At 58.3% G+C, this 21,269-nt stretch carries 19 protein-coding genes; 9 read left to right on the top strand and 10 right to left on the bottom strand.

Features of this window, described 5'->3' with window-relative positions:
• Nucleotides 1–819 precede the first annotated feature (819 nt).
• The 3 genes from BLR16_RS13550 to BLR16_RS13540 are packed head-to-tail and all read left to right on the top strand — an operon-like array spanning nt 820 to nt 3,547.
• Complete coding sequence (locus BLR16_RS13550) at nt 820–2,451, top strand: S-type pyocin domain-containing protein (protein WP_161437950.1); 1,632 nt, start codon at nt 820–822, stop codon at nt 2,449–2,451.
• A complete protein-coding gene (locus tag BLR16_RS13545; protein WP_010413539.1) occupies nt 2,448–2,717 on the top strand; it encodes a bacteriocin immunity protein in 270 nt (89 codons plus the stop codon). The genes BLR16_RS13550 and BLR16_RS13545 overlap by 4 nt, the downstream gene beginning before the upstream one ends.
• 47 nt (nt 2,718–2,764) lie before the next feature.
• A complete protein-coding gene (locus tag BLR16_RS13540; RefSeq protein WP_060708539.1) occupies nt 2,765–3,547 on the top strand; it encodes a hypothetical protein in 783 nt (260 codons plus the stop codon).
• A 70-nt stretch (nt 3,548–3,617) separates the two neighbouring features.
• Here BLR16_RS13540 and BLR16_RS13535 read toward each other — a convergent pair whose 3' ends face one another.
• The gene (locus tag BLR16_RS13535; protein ID WP_003432260.1) at nt 3,618–4,253 is read right to left on the bottom strand and encodes a hypothetical protein; all 636 of its coding nucleotides are present in this window, start codon (nt 4,251–4,253) and stop codon (nt 3,618–3,620) included.
• Nucleotides 4,250–4,915 (bottom strand): energy transducer TonB, encoded by a 666-nt coding sequence (locus BLR16_RS13530; RefSeq protein ID WP_368086292.1) that lies wholly within the window; start codon nt 4,913–4,915, stop codon nt 4,250–4,252. Before BLR16_RS13530 ends, BLR16_RS13535 begins: the two co-directional genes overlap by 4 nt.
• Before the next feature lie 274 nt (nt 4,916–5,189).
• Between BLR16_RS13530 and glpT the strand changes: the two genes are divergently transcribed.
• The gene (gene glpT, locus BLR16_RS13525; protein ID WP_054081231.1) at nt 5,190–6,539 is read left to right on the top strand and encodes a glycerol-3-phosphate transporter; all 1,350 of its coding nucleotides are present in this window, start codon (nt 5,190–5,192) and stop codon (nt 6,537–6,539) included.
• Here glpT and BLR16_RS13520 read toward each other — a convergent pair whose 3' ends face one another.
• The 6 genes from BLR16_RS13520 to BLR16_RS13495 form a co-directional block, all read right to left on the bottom strand.
• Nucleotides 6,540–7,208 carry a gamma-glutamylcyclotransferase gene (locus BLR16_RS13520; protein ID WP_003365840.1) on the bottom strand — a complete coding sequence of 223 codons (669 nt, stop codon included), beginning with the start codon at nt 7,206–7,208 and terminating at the stop codon, nt 6,540–6,542. It lies immediately after the preceding gene.
• Between the two features lie 208 nt (nt 7,209–7,416).
• Complete coding sequence (locus BLR16_RS13515; RefSeq protein ID WP_003432257.1) at nt 7,417–8,385, bottom strand: CDP-6-deoxy-delta-3,4-glucoseen reductase; 969 nt, start codon at nt 8,383–8,385, stop codon at nt 7,417–7,419.
• Entirely contained in the window at nt 8,385–9,851 is a 1,467-nt protein-coding gene (gene ubiD, locus BLR16_RS13510) for a 4-hydroxy-3-polyprenylbenzoate decarboxylase (RefSeq protein WP_003317344.1), read from the bottom strand. Before ubiD ends, BLR16_RS13515 begins: the two co-directional genes overlap by 1 nt.
• A gap of 127 nt (nt 9,852–9,978) precedes the next feature.
• Nucleotides 9,979–11,238, bottom strand: coding sequence for a transcription termination factor Rho (gene rho, locus BLR16_RS13505; protein WP_002551560.1), 1,260 nt, complete (start codon nt 11,236–11,238; stop codon nt 9,979–9,981).
• Between the two features lie 231 nt (nt 11,239–11,469).
• Complete coding sequence (gene trxA, locus BLR16_RS13500; protein ID WP_003365837.1) at nt 11,470–11,799, bottom strand: thioredoxin TrxA; 330 nt, start codon at nt 11,797–11,799, stop codon at nt 11,470–11,472.
• A 121-nt stretch (nt 11,800–11,920) separates the two neighbouring features.
• On the bottom strand, nt 11,921–12,625 hold the full coding sequence (locus BLR16_RS13495) for a FadR/GntR family transcriptional regulator (RefSeq protein ID WP_092194308.1): 705 nt from the start codon (nt 12,623–12,625) through the stop codon (nt 11,921–11,923).
• A 250-nt stretch (nt 12,626–12,875) separates the two neighbouring features.
• Here BLR16_RS13495 and BLR16_RS13490 point away from each other — a divergent pair, with 250 nt between their 5' ends.
• The 5 genes from BLR16_RS13490 (at nt 12,876) to ppx (ending at nt 17,939) form a co-directional block, all read left to right on the top strand.
• A complete protein-coding gene (locus tag BLR16_RS13490) occupies nt 12,876–13,661 on the top strand; it encodes a transporter substrate-binding domain-containing protein (RefSeq protein ID WP_003432256.1) in 786 nt (261 codons plus the stop codon).
• A 29-nt stretch (nt 13,662–13,690) separates the two neighbouring features.
• The gene (locus BLR16_RS13485; protein ID WP_003365831.1) at nt 13,691–14,356 is read left to right on the top strand and encodes an amino acid ABC transporter permease; all 666 of its coding nucleotides are present in this window, start codon (nt 13,691–13,693) and stop codon (nt 14,354–14,356) included.
• Nucleotides 14,353–15,003, top strand: a complete 651-nt coding sequence (locus tag BLR16_RS13480) for an amino acid ABC transporter permease (protein ID WP_032609283.1) — start codon at nt 14,353–14,355, stop codon at nt 15,001–15,003. The genes BLR16_RS13485 and BLR16_RS13480 overlap by 4 nt, the downstream gene beginning before the upstream one ends.
• On the top strand, nt 14,990–15,724 hold the full coding sequence (locus BLR16_RS13475; protein ID WP_003432251.1) for an amino acid ABC transporter ATP-binding protein: 735 nt from the start codon (nt 14,990–14,992) through the stop codon (nt 15,722–15,724). The genes BLR16_RS13480 and BLR16_RS13475 overlap by 14 nt, the downstream gene beginning before the upstream one ends.
• Nucleotides 15,725–16,436: 712 nt before the next feature.
• Entirely contained in the window at nt 16,437–17,939 is a 1,503-nt protein-coding gene (ppx, locus tag BLR16_RS13470; protein ID WP_074806866.1) for an exopolyphosphatase, read from the top strand.
• On the opposite strand, the gene ppk1 is transcribed toward ppx, so the two are convergent.
• Nucleotides 17,926–20,136 (bottom strand): polyphosphate kinase 1, encoded by a 2,211-nt coding sequence (ppk1, locus tag BLR16_RS13465; RefSeq protein WP_003432250.1) that lies wholly within the window; start codon nt 20,134–20,136, stop codon nt 17,926–17,928. The genes ppx and ppk1 overlap by 14 nt on opposite strands.
• Before the next feature lie 16 nt (nt 20,137–20,152).
• Nucleotides 20,153–21,163: a porphobilinogen synthase gene (gene hemB, locus BLR16_RS13460; RefSeq protein WP_003432248.1), complete on the bottom strand. Its 1,011-nt coding sequence runs from the start codon at nt 21,161–21,163 to the stop codon at nt 20,153–20,155.
• Nucleotides 21,164–21,269 lie beyond the last annotated feature (106 nt).

The following is a 21,269-nucleotide window of genomic DNA, read 5'->3' as shown; positions in this document are numbered from 1 at the left end:
TATTCACAGGGCAACAAACATTTTCGTTGCCATGCTCGCTCACGCTTCTCTGGAGACTCCGCGTCCAATCTTGAATGTGCATCATGGAGCGAATGGTGACGCGGAGCCTTACGAAAGGCATTCCCGCTGACGCGTGCGAGACGAGAGATATCCGTCGGCTGTACCGACGTCTTCGTGAGCAAGCTCACTCCCACAAGTACGCGGCACTCACGCTGTCCGTGACTGAAGCTTTGTACGCACCGAGAAGAAATCCTCACACTGCTCGCATAGCCTTCTTTATTAGAAGGTAAACGCGAAAATATATAAACCACTAAGGCAGCATCTTCAAATAATCACAGTGACTTTAGTGCAGGCAGTAAATTTGCGAGCTTACTAAACACTATAAATCAGGAAGTTGGCACATCACCCATACATAATTATGGCTTTTCAGAAAAAAGCCTTTGTTAGCCTATCGTCATACAAAAAAAAGGAAATTGTATGAGCGAAAATAACAGTAACGATGACCCTCCGGAAAAAAACATCCTGGTAGACCGTGGTATTCCAATGCGCCCGGATTCGGATTTATCAAAAAACTTTCATATCGGTGCGGAAAGCAACGGCAGCAATTCCGGTTGGAACATTGGAGTCGTTGGTAGCGGCAATGGACCCAGCACTACCGGCCTAGGCCCAGGCCGCGGTCGCCGAAGAGGTATCACTAATAAACAGCTGAGACGTCTATTAAGGCAACAAGAGGCAGAGGCGCATGCGTTGGCACAGCGGCAAGCAGCAGAACACGCGGCTCATCTCGCACGAGTAGAAGCCGAGGCGCATGCTCGGGCAATGGCGGAAGCCGCCGAGCGAGAGCGCGTTGAAGCGCAGGTGCGCGCACAGGCCGAAAAAGATCAGGCACATCGACAGGCTCTTGAAACGCTGACAGCGTCCTATCCCTCGTTACAATCTGGATTGGCACAAAACTACTTACTGGCTTCTGCATCGCTGCCGAATGATCTTCAAAAAGAAATAGCGTCAGGTCATGATCTAAATGCTGATCCCCCACGCGACGAGCAGGCTCTTGAGCTTATACTTCAGAAAAAAACCAGGGTTAACTATTTACTTGCAATCAAACAACCGTTACTGGACGAGCGTCGCGCTCAGGCTCTGAGTCTCACCGGTCAAGAACTTGACCATGCTACACAAAAAGACCACCTGAACTATCTGGTGTACTACAGCCAGGGTGATCCGCCACGTGTGCAGCAGGCCCATGAAGCGTGGGTAAACGCTTTATCTCAAACCTACGAAGCAAAGCTTCTTGCCGAGTCGGTCACGCTGCTCAATGAACAATCAGCAGCGCTTTCCATGCGCCATGCTGAACTGTCGCTGGCCAATAAACCGGCGAGTCAGGAAGCACGACAGGCCGCTGGCATCGACAAGTTGTGGTCAGTTATTGCCCCCGCGTCAACCACCACCGCAGCACCAGGCATCAGAACCGTTGCGACCAACATCGCGAAGGATCAACTCATCAGGATTGCGACCAGAACATTGGGCAGCAATCTGGTTACGTTGCTGGCGATGTATCCACAACCGTTGGGCGACGCAGAACTGCCGCCCGCCGTTATCGCCACACCTCTGTCGCAGCTCAACCTGCCGCCGCATATCGATCTGCACTACCTTGCCAGCGTCAAGGGCACGCTGGATGTCCCTCATCGACTGACATCCGATGAAGCTGGCACAAGCGGCGCTACACGCTGGGTAGCTACGGACGGTGTGAAAGTTGGTACCAAGGTTCGCGTAAGAACTTTCACCTATAACGCACAGAACAATTCCTACGAGTTTATCCGTGACGGGGAATCGACACCGGCACTGATATGGACGCCAATAGCACGACCGGCGGACAGCTCGACAAGCTCACCCGCAGGACCACCCGCTTTGCCGGTAAATCCAGGCAACGTGGTAACACCTTTTGTACCCGAGCTTGAAGCTTACCCGGCGATTGATCGAGATGATCCTGATGATTACATTCTCATATCGCCGATTGATTCAGGGCTGCCGAATAGCTACCTGCTGTTCAAGGACCCGAGGTCGATTCCGGGGGTTGCGAGTGGGTTTGGCGAGGCGGTGACAGCTACCTGGCTGAGAGGGCCGACGGCAAGCCAACCAGCGCCGATTCCTTCCAGTGTTGCGGAAAAGCTGAGTGGGCGACCATTCGCAAGCTTTGCCAAGTTAAGGGAAGCGATCTGGTTAGAGGTATCAAAAGACCCGGAGTTGAGCGGACATCTTGGAGAGTTAAACCTTCAGGAGCTATCAAACAAACGTGCACCTCGTGCCCCGCTAGCAGATCGAGTCGGCAAGCGCGTGAAATATGAAATCCATCACAAACACCGGGTCAGTGAAGGGGGATCAGTTTATGATCTGGACAACCTTATAATTATGACCCCTAAAGACCACATCCAGACTCACAGGAGTAACCAATGAAACTGAAATCCAAACTGAGCGATTACACCGAAGCTGAGTTCATGGAAATTCTAAGTGAGCTTTTCACTGGCGTAAGCGAAACGAGAGAAGATGCCGAAGAGTACGTGAACAGCCTTGTCGACCACATTACAGAAGTGACAGAGCATCCGGAAAAATCGGACCTCCTGTATTACCCGCTCGAAGGCAGAGAGGATAGCGCCGCAGGGGTTATGAAAGAAATTAAAGAATGGCGAGCTAAAAATGGCAAGCCTGGATTCAAAAGTTAAGTACTCCACAAACTAATAGTTCAAACACTATAAAAAGGAAATCATCCATGGAAGAACTACATCATCACCTACGGCAATTACCTGGTTTTCTGCAAGCCGAGATTGCGGCTTACGTCGGCGACTGGAGCGGGATGAATTATATCGAAATAACCGACAAACACATACAGGCCGTCAACCATCTGATAAATAGTAAACGAGCGCCCCTGCAGCCGATCAATATCGAGTATGCCCATACACTTTGGGGTGACCAGCGCTCAACCAAAGAAGATATGGAAATGAGCGCACACCTACGAACTCTTCCTGGTGACGGCCGTATGGATTTAATTGCCGAAGCCAGATTCTTCATGGAAAGTATCCTGTTCCTAGAGAATTTCAAACGCAGCATCGAAGACTTACTTACTCGGCTATTGGAACTTGGTCGCCAACACGCAGAGCGCATGGCCCAAGAAGCCGCACAACGCCAAGCCGAAGAAGAAGCGCGCGCGCGAGCCGAGGCGGAAGAGGCGGCTCGCCGACTCGCGGAAGAACATGCTGCGCAGCAGCGAGCTATAGAGGCAGCGTTCCAGCTTGCACAGCGTCAGGTCGAAGAAGCCGAGCACGCATTGGCCCTACGCAACGCCGAGGAAGCTCGCGCTAAAGAGGCCGAATCCAACCGAGCGATAGAGATGACGTTCGGGCCTGAGGCGTCGCGAGAAATCGATAATGCGATCAAGGTGCTGAGGGGCACTATCGAAATCGCGATCACCGACTTCTCGAATACGATCAGCGCTCACGGGGCGTTCGACATGAGTCAGCTTGAAGCGATTCAAAATATGAGCGCGACTCACTAACCGCTCACCAACAGTGCGGGGACCAAGGCAATAATGCTTTGGTCCCCGCATTTCGCTAATGCGCCCTCCCTTACAACGCCTTCCTCACATTCTCCGGCAAATAATCAACATACCTGCGCATCGGATTTTTTTGGCATTGAGCGACAATACCCGGCGTCGCTTCCAGCAGCTCAAGAACCAGGGCCTGGCGCTCGTCCAGAGTGAGAAACTGCTCTACGACCGGACTGCTCGACAGGTACAGTTCTGTGCGCATCAGCGCATCCGGCTTGACGTCCTTGCGCCATTTGCGTCCCTCGAACATTTCCGTATTCAGCTGCCAGCACAACACCTGCTTCAGCTCGACATTGGCTGTCAGCGGCGGGTTGACATGTGGCCGCCCTGTGAAATTGAACGTGACCGTAACTGCTTCGCCCTCGGGGTGAGAGGCCGGCGGCTGCCAAGGTTCGAAGACCCACTGTTCGACAGCACTTCGGGTCAGGCTGATGAGCCTCGGATCGGGCGCCCCCAGCACTTCCAGGAAGCGCACGCCTCCATCGGCCTGAATGAAAACCCTGATGCTGACACTGCGTTTTACGGAGGAACGAAGCATTGATGTCGGATAGCCCGGCTCAGGCATATGCAACGGCACCGGATACGACGGCAACGCCTGTGCTCCCCCCGCCCAAAGCAACCCTGTAATCATCATGCAACCCAGCACGCGGCTCATTCGCTGCCCTCCGCTTGCTCGGCCAACCCGACCATCAATACCTTGACCGGCCCAGGCAGGTAATCCCCATACAGATGATCCGGATTGCTTCTGCAGTTGCTCACTACCGCAGGTATCGACGCTCCGAGCAATTCAAGCAACGCCTTCCGCTGGGGCTCGCTGCGCTGATGGGCAACATGGCTGCCGAACAGTGCCTGCCCGGTGTGCCAGAACACGTCGACCTTGCTCAGCGGTTCCTTGGGATAGTACTGGCGGGCGGATTTCACTTCGTCGTTCAGGTAGCCGCAGCGGATGTTGCCCAGGCCCACGGTCACTTCGGTATTGAAGCGCCGATAGCCGTGGGAATCAAAAATGACGGGCACGGTGATCGTGGTCATGGGCGGTGCGCCGACTGTTCCGACCCAGGGTTTATAGCGCCATTGGCGGAGTGCCTGCTCCACTGCTGCGGCGAGCTGCGGATGCCCGCTCTCGATCGCCCTAGCTTCACGAACCTGCCCGTCGGATTTGATCCACAGCTGGGCGCGGACCTTGCCTGCGTAGCGGGTCTTGACCAGCTCAGGCGGAAAAACCGGTGTCGGCGTGTATATCGGCACCAGAAATGGCTCTGCAGCGCCTACGTGAGGGGCCAGTGATGCGGCAATCATGAACGCGGTCATTCTCATTGTTGTAGGGGCTCATCGTCGTGGTGCACCTCCAGGGCGCAGTGATGACGATGGTAAGAACCTGCCGACATATCAGTCAGCACACGACTTCCGGTACGCCTGTAGGACCCATCCCAAATACTTGAAACACCTTTAAACATTTGCGCAATGTTCGTAAAAGAACAGCCGATCGCCTGCATTTCCTACAAGGAATCAGCCCGAAGGCACTGCTTTTTTCTGTAATGAAAATGTAATATTCGCATTCGCAAAAACAACAATAATCAGGAGCTTCTCCATGTTTGGGTTTTTCCGCCCTGCCAGGCATCAGGCACCCCTTCCCGAAGAAAAGGTAGACAGTACCTATCGCCGTCTGCGCTGGCAGATCTTCGCAGGCATCTTTATCGGTTACGCGGGTTACTACCTGCTGCGCAAGAATTTCTCGCTGGCGATGCCGTATCTGATCGACGAAGGCTATACGCGTGGCCAGCTGGGCGTGGCGATGTCTGCCATTGCAATTGCCTACGGCTTGTCGAAATTCCTCATGGGCATCGTTTCGGATCGCTCCAACCCGCGTTACTTCCTGCCGTTCGGCCTGCTGGTCTCTGCGGGGATCATGTTCATCTTCGGCTTCGCGCCGTGGGCGACGTCCAGTGTCACGATCATGTTCGTGCTGCTGTTCATCAATGGCTGGGCACAGGGCATGGGCTGGCCGCCGAGCGGGCGGACGATGGTCCACTGGTGGTCGCAGAAAGAGCGCGGCGGTGTGGTGTCGGTGTGGAACGTGGCGCACAACGTCGGCGGCGGTTTGATCGGCCCACTGTTCCTGCTCGGCATGGGCTGGACCAACGACTGGCATGCGGCGTTTTACGTGCCGGCGGCGGTTGCATTGCTGGTCGCGGTGTTCGCCTTCGCGACCATGCGTGACACACCGCAATCGGTCGGCCTGCCGCCTATCGAGCACTACAAGAACGATTATCCGGAAGGCTACGATGCCAGCCACGAAGAAGAATTCAGCGCCAGGGAAATCTTCATCAAGTACGTGCTGCGCAACAAATTCCTGTGGTACATCGCCATGGCCAACGTGTTCGTTTACCTGCTGCGCTACGGCGTGCTGGACTGGGCACCGACCTATCTGAAAGAAGCCAAGCACTTCACGGTCGACAAGACCTCATGGGCCTATTTCCTCTACGAGTGGGCGGGCATTCCGGGCACGCTGCTGTGCGGCTGGATGTCGGACAAGATCTTCAAGGGCAATCGCGGCCTGACCGGCATGGTGTTCATGCTTCTGGTGACCATCGCCACGCTGGTGTACTGGCTGAACCCTGAAGGCAATCCGACCGTCGACATGATCGCCCTGGTGTCCATCGGCTTCCTGATCTACGGCCCGGTGATGCTGATCGGCCTGCAGGCGCTGGAACTGGCGCCGAAGAAGGCAGCAGGCACGGCGGCAGGTTTTACCGGGCTGTTCGGCTATCTGGGCGGGTCGGTCGCGGCCAGCGCGGCAATGGGCTACACGGTTGACCACTTCGGCTGGGATGGCGGCTTCGTGCTGTTGATCGGCGCGTGCATTCTGGCGATGGTGTTCCTTGCGCCGACGCTGCGGCACAAGCAGGTCGCCAGCACGTCCCGCGACATCAAAGGCTGATCAGGCAGTCTCTGACTTGCAGCGCTTGAGCCGCGCCTCCAGATTCAGGTCTGGCATGGCGTGGCTACGCAGGGCCTTGGCGGTCTGCTCCACGTACTCGCGGGTGGTTCCATAGCGTCCTCTGGCGCTGGCGAGCACCTGGCTCAGCACGCTGTCCGGCAGGTTGCCTGCGTAGCTGGGCAGATGCCGCTCGAGCACGAAGCCCAGCGCCTGCACCTTCCGGCCATCTTCAAGGCGGCAATTGAGCCAGTGCGGGCGATACGAGGGGTACGGCATCTCGCGCTCCCACAAGGCCAGCAGCGATTTTTCCAGGCATTCATCCGGCAGACGATAGGCAAAGCCGGTGCATGAACCGCCACGATCCAGACCAAATACCAGCCCCGGTACTTCAGGCGTGCCACGGTGTTCGTGCGACCAGAGGTAAAGCCCGCGGTGGTAACCGTGCACTCGGGCGCGCTGGCTCTCCACGGCGGTGCACTCGGGACGCCAGATCAGTGAGCCGTAAGCGAACAGCCAGACCGGGCCGCCCTTGTGACGACGCATGGTGGCGTTCATGGATGCGAGCAACTGCTCGCGGGTAAGCTGTGGGCCCATATCGATAACGGGCGGGTACGTCAGGCCAAGGCCGTCATGCACTGCAACGGCCAACTCGTTGATTGGGTTCTCCATTTGCCTCCCTGACAGTCTGACTGTCAGTTTTTACCGAGCCCCGCCGACTCGCTCGTGGTTGAGCGGCATCAGGGTGTCGTGGTTCGGTTGTTGCCACAGGCCAAGGGCCTGCCGTTACTAAAGTTTGCCTGGCGACGAACAGGCGTCGCCATCGGTTGTAATCAGTTAAAGCAATTTACACTCCACTCATGCAGCCGTCAGTCCGGCATTACGGACGCGGTGCGTAGGCGAATACGTCTGCGCGCATCTGATGGGCATCCATTCCGGCGTCGACCAGAGCGTCCAGCGTTCCGTAGATCATCGCTGGAGAGCCGCTGGCGTAGACGTGGACGGCCGACAGGTCCTTGATGTCCTCGCAAACCGCCTCGTGCAGCAGACCGCAACGCCCCTCCCAGCCGCACAGGTCGCTGACAACCTTGTGCAGGAACAGGTTCGGCAGTTTCGCCCACTCATCCCAATGGCTGACCTGGTAGAAATCTTCGGGACGACGCACGCCCCAGTAAAGGTGCACGGGATGACTGAAGCCTGTGGAGCGACAGTGTTCCAACAAACTGTTCATTTGCGCCATGCCCGTACCGGCCGCGATCAGCACCAGCGGCCCGTCCGGCAGCTCTGCAAGGTGGGTGTCGCCAAAGGGCAGCTCGACCCGTGCCATGCGGTTGCGTTGCAGCTGCTCGATCAGACTGCGCGCACTGTCTTCACGAGCCAGCACGTGCAGCTCCAGGTCGCGACCGCTGTGCGGCGCCGATGCGATGGAAAACGCCGACTTCTCGCCGTTCTCGCGCTCGATCATCAGGTACTGCCCGGCGTGATAACGCGGTGGCTTGCCAGCCGGCGCGCGCAGGCCGACCCGCCAGACATCACCACCCACCTCGACACATTCGCTCAACTGGCAGGCAAAGCTGCGCACCGGCAGTTCACCCTTGGCCAGCACGCCATCCCACAGCACCACACACTCAGTCAGCGGCTCGGCCACACAGGTGTGAATTTCGCCGTGATCGAGCGTCTGCCCCGACTGCATCACACGGCCCTCGACCAGCAGAGCCGAACAGACATGGCAGTTGCCATTGCGACAACTCTGCGGGCACTCGTAACCCAGACGCTGTGCAGCATCGAGTATCCGCTCGCCCGGCAGGGTTTCCAGCACCGCACCTGATGGCTGCAAGGTTACGCGCATCAATCTATTCCCAACTGAGTCCAGATTTCATCCACCCGGCGTGTGGTGGCTTCGTCCTTGACGATCGCCCTGCCCCACTCGCGACTGGTCTCACCTGGCCATTTGTTCGTGGCATCCAACCCCATTTTCGATCCCAGGCCGGACACCGGCGAGGCGAAATCGAGGTAATCGATGGGCGTGTTGTCGATCATGACCGTGTCGCGCTTGGGGTCCATGCGCGTGGTGATGGCCCAGATCACGTCATTCCAGTCCCGTGCATTGATATCGTCGTCGGTGACGATCACGAACTTGGTGTACATGAACTGGCGCAAGAACGACCAGACGCCCAGCATCACGCGCTTGGCATGGCCGGGATACTGCTTCTTGATGGTCACCACCGCCATGCGGTACGAGCAACCCTCGGGCGGCAGGTAGAAATCGACGATTTCCGGGAACTGCTTTTGCAGAATCGGCACGAACACTTCGTTCAGCGCGACGCCCAGAATCGCCGGCTCATCAGGCGGACGACCGGTGTAGGTGCTGTGGTAAATCGGCTTGATGCGGTGCGTGATGCGCTCGACGGTCAGCACCGGAAAGCTGTCGACTTCGTTGTAATAGCCGGTGTGGTCGCCGTAAGGCCCCTCGTCGGCCATCTCGCCCGGATGAATCACCCCTTCGAGCACGATCTCGGCGCTGGCCGGGACTTGCAGATTGCTGCCACGGCACTTGATCAGCTCGGTGCGCGAGCCACGCAGCAGCCCGGCAAAGGCATATTCGGACAAGCTGTCCGGTACCGGCGTCACCGCACCAAGAATGGTCGCCGGGTCCGCGCCCAGTGCGACGGCGACCGGATAAGGCTCGCCAGGATGCTTGACGCACCAGTCGCGGAAGTCCAGCGCACCACCGCGATGGCTGAGCCAGCGCATGATGATCTTGTTGCGACCGATGACCTGCTGGCGATAGATGCCGAGGTTCTGGCGCTCCTTGTTCGGACCTTTGGTGACGGTCAGGCCCCAGGTGATCAGCGGCGCGACATCACCCGGCCAGCAGGTCTGCACGGGCAGCATGCCGAGGTCGACGTCATCGCCTTCGATGACGACCTCCTGGCACGGTGCATCCTTGACGACCTTTGGTGCCATGGCGATGACCTTGCGGAAGATCGGCAGCTTGGACCAGGCGTCCTTCAAACCCTTGGGTGGCTCAGGCTCTTTGAGAAACGCCAGCAGCTTGCCGATTTCACGCAGCTCACTGACCGCTTCGGCGCCCATGCCCATGGCTACGCGCTCTGGCGTGCCGAACAGGTTGCCCAGTACCGGGATATCAAAACCGACCGGTTTTTCGAACAGCAGGGCTGGGCCCTTGGCACGCAAGGTACGGTCACAGATTTCAGTCATTTCCAGCACAGGCGAGATCGGCATCTGGATGCGTTTCAACTCTCCGCGCTGCTCAAGCTGCTGCACGAAATCCCTAAGATCTTTGAATTTCATTAACCCGGCCATTTATCCAATAGACGCACATCGTACCTGCTCCAGCCCTTCAAGGCAGCTAATCGGCGGCATGCAGGCAAAAAAAATGGTGCCCCGAAGGGCACCATTTTTTGTTTCAGCCTGCCCGTTACTTGCGTTTCATGGACAGGAAGAACTCGTCGTTGGTCTTGGTCTGCTTGAGCTTGTCGATCAGGAACTCGATAGCCGCGACTTCGTCCATCGGGTGCAGCAGCTTGCGCAGAATCCACATGCGCTGCAGCTCGTCATCAGCGGTCAACAGCTCTTCACGGCGTGTGCCGGAGCGGTTGATGTTGATGGCCGGGAACACGCGCTTCTCTGCGATCTTGCGATCCAGAGGCAGCTCCATGTTGCCAGTACCCTTGAACTCTTCGTAGATCACTTCATCCATCTTCGAACCGGTTTCAACCAGTGCGGTGGCGATGATGGTCAACGAGCCGCCTTCTTCGATGTTACGCGCAGCACCGAAGAAACGCTTTGGCTTCTCGAGTGCATGAGCGTCGACACCACCGGTCAATACCTTGCCGGAGCTCGGGATGACGGTGTTGTAGGCACGAGCCAGACGGGTGATGGAGTCGAGCAGGATAACGACGTCTTTCTTGTGCTCGACCAGGCGCTTGGCCTTCTCGATCACCATTTCGGCAACCTGTACGTGACGGGTTGGCGGTTCGTCGAATGTCGAGGCAACCACTTCGCCGCGCACGGTGCGCTGCATCTCGGTCACTTCTTCCGGGCGCTCGTCGATCAGCAGAACGATCAGATGCACTTCCGGGTTGTTACGCGTGATGTTCGACGCGATGTTCTGCAGCATGATGGTCTTGCCCGCCTTCGGCGGAGCAACGATCAGACCACGCTGGCCTTTACCGATCGGTGCGCACAGATCGATCACACGACCGGTCAGGTCTTCGGTGGAGCCGTTACCGGCTTCCATCTTCATGCGGATCGTCGGGAACAACGGCGTCAGGTTTTCGAACAGAATCTTGTTCTTGGCGTTTTCCGGACGGTCGTAGTTGATCGTGTCGACCTTGAGCAGAGCGAAATAACGCTCGCCTTCCTTGGGTGGACGGATCTTGCCAACGATGGTGTCGCCGGTACGCAGGTTGAAGCGGCGGATCTGGCTGGGGGAGACATAGATGTCATCCGGGCCGGCCAGGTAGGAAGCGTCTGCAGAGCGCAGGAAACCGAAGCCGTCCTGGAGAATCTCCAGCACGCCATCACCGGATATTTCCTCGCCACTTTTGGCGTGCCGTTTGAGCAGGGAGAAAATGACGTCCTGCTTGCGCGAACGGGCCATATTCTCAATGCCAGCCTGTTCGGCCATTTCGAGCAATTCGGTAATCGGCTTTTGCTTGAGTTCAGTCAGGTTCATATGGGGAATGACGTAATCATGTATGGAGGGGGAAATTAAGCTTTTGGCTTAATGAGGCCGCGCCGCAGAGAAGGCGACAGGATCGCGTACTAAATCGAAAGGAGAGCGTCGGCGACGGCTAGCAGGGGGCAACGGAGAAGCCGTTGCGGGGCCGAATGTACCACCTGATTTTCCAGGCGTCTAGTACGACACCCGAAAAAAACCCCGCGATTTGCGGGGCTTTGAAACGCCTCAGATGTTGGCGTCGAGGAACGCAGCCAGCTGCGACTTCGACAGGGCGCCGACTTTGGTCGCTTCAACATTGCCGTTCTTGAACAGCATCAGCGTAGGGATACCGCGAACACCATGCTTGGCAGGAGTGTCCTGGTTTTCATCGATGTTCAACTTGGCAACAGTCAGCTTGCCTTCGTAGGTGCTGGCGATTTCGTCCAGAACCGGGGCAATCATTTTGCAAGGGCCACACCATTCAGCCCAATAGTCAACAAGCACAGGACCCTGAGCCTTGAGTACTTCGGCTTCAAAGGTGGCGTCGGTGACGTGTTTGATAAGGTCGCTACTCATGGAAGTCTCCGAGTTCATAGGCTAAAAACGACGCTCATCATAGCGGGCCTCAGGTGATTCAGGAAGCGAAGGTTCATTGAGTCTGACTATGATGAGCCATGACTGCAGTTATGGCCGGCGTTCAGTTGGCGGGCGAAACGAACACGATACCGGTGCGCAGTGCCGCGCCACGAATATGGTCCTGCATGGCCTTTTGCGCAGGCCCTGACGCATGTCGGGCCAGCGCGCGAAGGATCTTGCGGTGCTCCTGCCAGGTTTCCATGACCCTGGCCGCCCGGATGAACGGCATCTTCTGGCTTTCCAGAAAGATGTCGGCCCCGGCAGTCACGATCCCGAGCATCGCCTGATTGCCGCTGGCGACCAGAATGTGCCGATGAAACTCGAAGTCGAGCCGCGCCGCAGCCTCGAAGTCACCGGCACGCAGCTCCAGGCGCATGGCTTCGACGTTGTCCTCCAGCACATCCCGCTCGTCGGCGGTCAGGGTCACCGCTGCCATTCCCGCAGCAAAACCTTCCAGTGCATAGCGCAACTGAAAGGTGTCGGCCGGGGAAACCTTAGCTTCATAAGGCCAGGAAAAACCACCTGTGCGCTGTTCTGGTTCAGAAATCGACTGCACGAAGACGCCTTTGCCGGGCTGGACACTGACCACTCCGAGTGCGCTGAGCGATGACAAGGCTTCACGCAAGGACGCCCGACTGACCCCCAGCAAAACCGCCAGATCGCGTTGCGACGGCAGGCTCTCGCCGGGCTTGTACCCTTGCTCGGCGATCAATTTGCGAATGGCCCGGAGGGCTGATTCGGGTACTGCGAGTGAAGTGTGCGGCATCACTGTTCAGGCCAGTCAGTCCAGTAAAAATCCCTTTTATCGCCATCTCGAACATTCGGCAAGCGACGCCCAGCACTGGGGCAGCAAGGCTTTAAAGCGCGCCAAAGCAGGGCGAGGCCTCCTCCAACTGGTCAGACCAGTAAGACCATAAATGCGCTGCAAACCTTGATTCATGGCAGGTAATGACCGAATGGCATGCGCTGTGCACTGGAGACAGGCCAACACCTTTCGTTTCGCCCGGAGACTTCATATGACCAAGCGTTACAGCGCCCTGCTTACTGCACTGTTTGCCAGTCTGATGCTGAGCCAGACACCCGCCCACGCCAACGGCCTGGACGACGTTGTAGCGCGCGGCACCCTCAAGGTGGCCGTTCCGCAGGACTTCCCGCCATTCGGCTCAGTCGGCCCCGACATGAAACCGCGCGGCCTGGACATCGACACCGCACAACTGCTGGCCGACAAGCTGAAGGTCAAGCTGGAACTGACCCCGGTCAACAGCACCAACCGCATTCCGTTCCTGACCACCGGCAAGGTCGACCTGGTGATCTCCAGCCTGGGCAAGAACCCGGACCGCGAAAAAGTCATCGACTTCTCACGCGCCTATGCACCGTTCTACCTGGCGGTATTCGGTCCACCTGATTCGCCGGTCAAGGACATCGCTGACCTGAAAGGCAAGACCATCAGCGTCACCCGTGGTGCTATCGAAGATATCGAGCTGTCGAAAGTGGCTCCGGAAGGCGCGGTCATCAAGCGCTTCGAAGACAACAACTCCACCATCGCAGCCTATCTGGCCGGTCAGACCGACCTGATTGCCAGCGGCAACGTGGTGATGGTCGCGATCAGCGAGCGCAATCCCAAGCGCATCCCGGCACTGAAAGTGAAACTCAAGGACTCGCCCGTGTATGTCGGCGTGAACAAGGGTCAGCCGGAACTGTTGGGCAAGGTCGATGAGATTCTGAATGCCGCCAAGGCTGACGGCTCGCTGGAAAATGCTTCCCAGAAATGGCTGAAGCAACCGCTGCCTGCCGATCTCTGATCACTGCTTTCCGGTAACAGGATTCACCAATGGCTTATCACTTCGACTTTACACCGGTCCTGCAGAGCATCGATCTGCTGTTGCGCGGGGCTTTGTTCACGCTGGAACTGACGGCCATTGGCACCCTGCTGGGCGTCAGTCTCGGTATTGTCGGTGCCGTCGTGAGGGCCTGGAAGATTCAGCCTTTTGCGACGATCTTTGCCATCTATGTCGAGCTGATCCGCAACACACCGTTTCTGGTCCAGCTGTTCTTCATTTTCTTCGGTCTGCCGTCGCTGGGCGTGCAGATCACGGAATGGCAGGCAGCGGTGCTGGCGATGGTCATCAACCTGGGTGCCTACTCGACCGAAATCGTGCGGGCGGGTATCCAGGCGATTCCCAAGGGTCAGCTTGAAGCGTCGGCTGCGCTGGCAATGAACCGTTACGAAGCCTTTCGCCACGTAGTGCTGGTTCCGGCGCTGGGCAAGGTCTGGCCGGCACTGAGCAGCCAGATCATCATCGTCATGCTGGGCTCGTCGGTCTGCTCGCAGATTGCCACTGAAGAACTGAGCTTCTTTGCCAACTTCATTCAGTCACGCAACTTCCGCTCGTTCGAAACCTACATTGTGACCACGCTGATCTACCTGGCCATGGCGCTGCTGATCCGGCAACTGCTGGCCTGGATCGGGCGTCGCTACATCTCGAGGAACAGCTGATGGATTTCACCCTCTGGGACATCGTGCGCAATCTGCTGATCGGCCTGCAATGGACCGTGGCCTTGTCGCTGGTGGCCTTCATCGGCGGCGGGCTGATCGGCTTGCTGATCATGGGCATGCGCACCTCGGAGAAATCCGGCCCGCGCGTGACCGCGAAACTCTATATAGAACTGTTTCAGGGCACGCCGCTGTTGATGCAGTTGTTCCTGGTGTTCTTCGGCGTCGCCCTGATGGGCATGAACATTTCGCCCTGGGCTGCGGCGGCACTGGCCTTGACGCTGTTTACCAGCGCCTACCTTGCGGAAATCTGGCGTGGCTGCGTCGAATCGATTTCCAAGGGCCAGTGGGAAGCATCCGCGAGCCTGGCGCTAACCCCATTCGAGCAGATGCGTTACGTGATTCTGCCGCAGGCGTTGCGCATCGCGGTCGCGCCGACGGTCGGCTTTTCCGTGCAGGTGGTCAAAGGCACTGCAGTGACGTCGATCATCGGTTTCACCGAACTGACCAAGACCGGCAGCATGCTGGCCAACGCTACGTTCGAACCTTTCATGGTCTATGGCTTCGTTGCTCTGGGCTACTTCATCCTGTGCTACCCCTTGTCGCTGTGCGCGCGCCATCTGGAAAGGAGACTGCATGCCTCTGCTTAGAATTTCCGCCCTGCATAAATACTATGGCGATCATCACGTACTCAAAGGCATCGATCTGTCGGTCGAAGAAGGCCAGGTCGTGGCGATCATCGGTCGCAGCGGCTCGGGCAAAAGCACCCTGTTGCGCACGCTGAACGGTCTGGAGTCGATCAACGATGGTGTTATCGAGGTCGATGGCGAATACCTGGACGCCGCGCGCGCCGACCTGCGCACGCTGCGCCAGAAGGTCGGCATGGTGTTCCAGCAGTTCAACCTGTTCCCGCACCTGAGCGTGGGTGAGAACGTCATGCTTGCGCCGCAGGTCGTGCAGAAAGTACCGAAGGCCGAGGCCGCCAAACTGGCGAGGAAGATGCTCGAACGTGTCGGGCTGGGCGAGAAGTTCGACGCCTTCCCGGATCGCCTGTCCGGTGGTCAACAACAACGCGTAGCGATTGCCCGCGCGCTGGCGATGTCGCCCAAGGTATTGCTGTGCGACGAAATCACCTCGGCACTGGACCCGGAGCTGGTCAACGAAGTGCTCAGCGTGGTGCGCCAGTTGGCAGCCGATGGCATGACCCTGATCATGGTCACCCACGAAATGCGCTTCGCGCGTGAAGTGGGCGACAAGCTGGTGTTCATGCACCAGGGCAAGGTGCACGAAGTGGGCGATCCGAAAGAACTCTTCGCCAACCCGAAAACCCCGGAACTGGCGAACTTCATCGGCACAGTGGAGCACGCCTGAGGCTGGACCTGGAAGCAGAGCGTCCGGAACGGCATGCGCACGCGGTGCATCGATAGTGGTCTTGCGCGCACCTATCGTTCCTCACGCTCCGCGTGGGAATGCAGTTCGTGACGCTCTGCGTCACAGCTACATGCTGTATCGGACTGGACAGAAATCTTGGTGGGAGTGAGCTTGCTCACGAAGACTTTGGTCCAAACGCCATATCTCCGGGGGCTGCACCGGCCTCTTCGCGAGCAAGCTCGCTCCCACGAAGACTGTGTATTACGCTGAGCGCGGAGCATGTTGCGGGCACTTATCGTTCCTCACGCTCCGCGTGGGAATGCATTTCGTGACGCTCCGCGTCACAGCTACATGCTGTATCGGGCTGGACAGAAATCTTGGTGGGAGTGAGCTTGCTCACGAAGACTTTGGTCCAAACGCCATATTTTCAGGGGCTGCACCGGCCTCTTCGCGAGCAAGCTCGCTCCCACGAAGACTGTGTATTACGCTGAGCGCGGCGCATAGACACGATGGCGTTCTTAGGGATACCTCTCGTTCCGCACGCTTTAGCGTGGCAATGCATTTTGGTGAAGCTCTGCGTCACATGGCATTGATAGCCATACGCCACGCGCGCGAGTAATACCGGGTATTTCCGGTGCCTGAACAGCTTCGCGTTGGCGGCAAGCATGGATCGTGGCACGATGGTCCGGTTATCGAACCGGATTTCCTGACCATGCCGCACTCAACACCCAAGAATTTTTCACTGATCGCCGCTATCGACCTGGGCTCCAACAGCTTTCATATGGTTGTGGCAAAAGCCAATCAGGGCGAGATTCGCATTCTTGAGCGCCTGGGCGAGAAGGTGCAGTTGGCCGCTGGCATCGACGAAGAGCGCCAGCTGACCGAAGAATCCATGCAACGCGGTCTCGACTGCCTGAAACGTTTCGCCCAGTTGATCAACGGGCTGCCGCTCGGTGCGGTACGCATCGTGGGCACCAATGCCCTGCGCGAGGCGCGTAACCGCAACGACTTCATTCACCGCGCCGAAGAAATCCTCGGCCACCCGGTGGAAGTGATTTCCGGCCGCGAGGAAGCGCGCCTCATTTATCTGGGCGTCTCCCACACGCTGGCCGATACCCCAGGCAAACGTCTGGTCGCCGACATCGGCGGCGGCAGTACCGAATTCATCATCGGCCAGCGCTTCGAGCCGCTGCTGCGTGAAAGCCTGCAGATGGGCTGCGTGAGTTTTACCCAGCGCTACTTCCGCGACGGCAAGGTGACACCGGCCCGTTATGCTCAGGCCTACACCGCTGCCCGTCTGGAAATCATGAGCATCGAACACGCACTGCATCGCCTCAAGTGGGATGAAGCGATTGGTTCGTCAGGCACCATTCGTGCTATCGGCCTGGCGCTCAAGGCCAATGGTTACGGCGCTGGCGAGGTCAACGCCGAAGGGCTGGCCTGGCTCAAGCGCAAGCTGTTCAAGCTGGGTGATGTGGAAAAGATCGACTTCGACGGCATCAAGCCCGACCGTCGCGCCATTTTCCCCGCAGGCCTGGCGATTCTCGAAGCCATCTTCGACGCCCTCGAACTCAAGCGCATGGATCACTGCGAAGGTGCCCTGCGTGAAGGCGTGCTGTATGACCTGATGGGCCGCCATCATCATGAAGACGTCCGTGAGCGTACGCTCAGCTCGCTGATGGAGCGTTATCACGTCGATCTGGAACAGGCGGCACGCGTCGAAGCCAAGGCGCTGCATACACTGGAGCAAGTCGCCGAGAGCTGGGAATTACAGCACGAGAGCTACGCCGAACTGCTGAGCTGGGCGGCCAAGGTGCACGAAATCGGCCTGGACATCGCCCACTATCACTACCACAAGCACGGCGCGTACCTGATCGAGCACTCCGACCTGGCCGGTTTCTCACGCGAAGACCAGCAAATGCTCGCACTGCTGGTGCGCGGTCATCGCCGTAATATTCCCAAGGACAAGTTCGCCGATTTCGGCGACGAAGGCATCAAGCTGATTCGCTTGTGCGTGCTGTTGCGCTTTGCGATTCTGTTTCACCACATTCGCGGCACCCAAGAGATGCCACGTGTGGTGTTGCGTGCCGACGGCCCGAATCTGGACGCCGAATTCCCGAAAGGCTGGCTGGACAACAACCAGCTGACTCAGGCCGACTTCGCCCTGGAAGCGGAGTGGCTGACCCGAGTCGGCATCGTCTTCAGCGTACGCTGAGGACCGGGTTGCTCAGGCGCTCCAAAAGGGTCGCCTGGGCGCTTCGCGGGTTCTGATTACCGGTCGGCGTGCTGCGCACGTAACGCCCGTCCGGCTGCAACAGCCAGCTGTGGGTGTTGTCGGTCAGATAGCTTTCCAGTTCCTTTTTCACACGCAGAATCAACTTCTTGCCTTCCACCGGGAAGCAGGTCTCGACGCGCTTGTCGAGGTTGCGCTCCATCCAGTCGGCACTCGACAGGAACATCTGCTCGTCGCCGCCGTTGAGGAAGTAGAACACTCGCGTGTGTTCCAGGAAGCGGCCGATGATCGAGCGCACATGGATATTGTGCGAAACCCCGGCGATGCCCGGACGCAGGCAGCACATGCCGCGCACCACCAGATCGATGCGCACACCGGACTGGCTGGCCTTGTACAACGCCCGGATGATCTTCGGATCGGTCAGCGAGTTGAACTTGGCGATGATGTGCGCAGGCTTGCCGTCGAGCGCAAATTGCGTCTCGCGGGCGATCATGTCGAGCATGCCTTTCTTGAGCGTGAACGGCGCGTGCAGCAGCTTCTTCATGCGCAGCGTCTTGCCCATGCCGATCAACTGGCTGAACAGTTTACCGACGTCTTCGCACAACGCGTCATCGGAGGTCAGCAAGCTGTAGTCGGTATACAGACGTGCGTTACCGGCGTGGTAGTTGCCGGTCCCGAGATGCGCATAACGCACGATCTCGCCCGCTTCGCGACGCAGAATCAACATCATCTTGGCATGGGTCTTGAAGCCGACCACGCCGTAGATCACCACTGCACCGGCGGCCTGCAGACGGCTGGCCAGTTGCAGGTTGGACTCTTCGTCGAAACGCGCACGCAGCTCGATCACCGCAGTGACTTCCTTGCCGTTACGCGCGGCATCGACCAGCGCATCGACGATTTCCGAGTTCGCGCCGCTGCGATACAGCGTCTGGCGTACCGCAAGCACGTGCGGGTCTTTTGCCGCCTGGCGCAGCAGGTCGACCACTGGCGTGAAGGACTCGAAAGGGTGCAGCAACAGGATGTCCTGTTTGCTGACCACGCTGAAAACGTTTTCGCTGTTCTGCAGCAGCTTGGGAATGGCTGGCGTGAACGGCGGGTATTGCAATTCGGGGTGGCTGTCCAGGCCGGTGATACTGAACAGACGCGTCAGGTTGACCGGACCATTCACCTGATACAGCTCGGACTCGTTCAGGTTGAACTGCTTGAGCAGGTAGTCCGACAGGTGTTTCGGGCAGGTATCCGCCACTTCCAGACGTACCGCATCACCATAGCGACGCGAGAACAACTCGCCACGCAGGGCGCGCGCCAAGTCTTCCACATCTTCGGAGTCCAGCGCCAGGTCAGCGTTTCGGGTCAGGCGGAACTGGTAGCAGCCCTTGACCTTCATGCCCTGAAACAGATCGTCAGCGTGGGCGTGGATCATCGACGACAGGAACACGAAGTTGTCGCCAGGCCCGCAGACATCTTCCGGCACTTTGATCACACGCGGCAGCAGACGCGGCGCGGGAATGATCGCAAGACCGGAGTCGCGCCCGAAGGCATCGATACCTTCAAGCTCGACGATGAAGTTCAGGCTCTTGTTGACCAGCAACGGGAACGGGTGCGTCGGATCGAGACCGATCGGAGTGATGATCGGCGCGATCTCGTCGCGGAAATAGCGTCGTACCCAGGCCTTGAGCTTGGCCGTCCAGTGACGGCGGCGAATGAAGCGGACCTGATGTTTCTCCAGCTCCGGCAGCAGAATGTCGTTGAGAATCGCGTACTGACGATCCACGTGACCGTGTACCAGTTCGCTGATCCTGGCCAGCGCCTGATGCGGCTGCAGACCATCGGCGCCCGCCTGTTCACGGGCAAAGGTGATCTGTTTCTTCAGGCCCGCAACACGAATCTCGAAGAACTCATCGAGGTTGCTGGAGAAGATCAGCAGAAACTTCAGCCGCTCCAGCAATGGGTAGGACTCATCGAGCGCCTGTTCCAGAACCCGGATATTGAACTGCAGTTGCGACAGTTCACGGTGGATATACAGGCTGCTGTCGTCCAGGTTCGGGGCGACGATAGCGGGCACCGCAGCGGCGGGTGCCTCGATGGCCGGGATTACTTCGATGTCAGGTTCGACCACGGGCGTTGCCTCCGGGACATCGACTTGAACAGCGGCTTCGATGAGTGCTTCGGTATTCATGAATGTTCCTGTGAGGCTATTGCCCCTTCAACAGTTGAGCGGCGCGGACAGCAAAGTAGGTAAGGATGCCGTCGGCACCGGCGCGTTTGAAGGCAGTGAGGGATTCGAGAATCACCCCTTCACTCAGCCAACCGTTCTGGATTGCGGCCATGTGCATCGCGTATTCACCGCTGACCTGATAAACAAAGGTCGGCACTTTGAACTCATCCTTGACCCTGTACAGAATGTCCAGATAAGGCATGCCAGGCTTGACCATGACCATGTCGGCGCCTTCGGCAAGGTCGGCTGCCACTTCGTGCAGGGCCTCGCTGCTGTTGGCCGGGTCCATCTGATAAGAGGCCTTGTTGGCCTTGCCCAGATTCAGCGAAGAACCCACCGCGTCACGGAACGGACCGTAGTAGGCACTGGCGTACTTGGCCGAATAGGCCATGATCCTGACATTCACATGCCCGGCCAGCTCCAGAGACTCGCGGATGGCCTGAATGCGACCGTCCATCATGTCCGACGGCGCGACCACCTGAGCACCGGCATCCGCGTGCGACAGCGCCTGCTTCACCAGCGCGTCGACGGTGATGTCGTTCTGAACATAGCCCTCTTCGTCGAGGATGCCGTCCTGACCATGGGTGGTGAACGGGTCCAGCGCCACATCAGTGATGACGCCCAGCTCCGGGAAACGGTCACGCAGGGCGCGGGTCGCGCGCTGGGCGATGCCGTCCGGGTTCCAGGCTTCGGCACCGTCGAGGGATTTCTTTTCCGGCGGTGTCACCGGGAACAGCGCCAGCGCAGGGATACCCAACGCGACCCAGTGTTCGGCTTCCTTGAGCAACAGATCCACACTCAAGCGCTCGACGCCGGGCATCGAGGCGATGGATTCACGACGGTTTTCACCATCGAGGACAAATACGGGAAGAATCAGATCGTCGACAGTGACAACGTTTTCACGCACCAGCCTACGGGAAAAGTCGTCGCGGCGATTACGGCGCAGACGAGTAAGAGGAAACAGGCGGTTGGCGGGGGTAAAGCTCACGGCGAGACTCCTGAGCCCGCTTACGCGGGCAAGCGCGACAGTTATAAGCCGCCATTATGACCAATGTGTGACAGTCATGGTTCGACCTGCGACTGCACGTCGCGGT

This window comes from Pseudomonas sp. BS3767 (genome assembly GCF_900099665.1).
Classification (GTDB): domain Bacteria; phylum Pseudomonadota; class Gammaproteobacteria; order Pseudomonadales; family Pseudomonadaceae; genus Aquipseudomonas; species Aquipseudomonas cerasi.
Note: the sequence above shows the minus strand (reverse complement) of the source record. Positions and strands in the feature narration are given on the sequence as shown.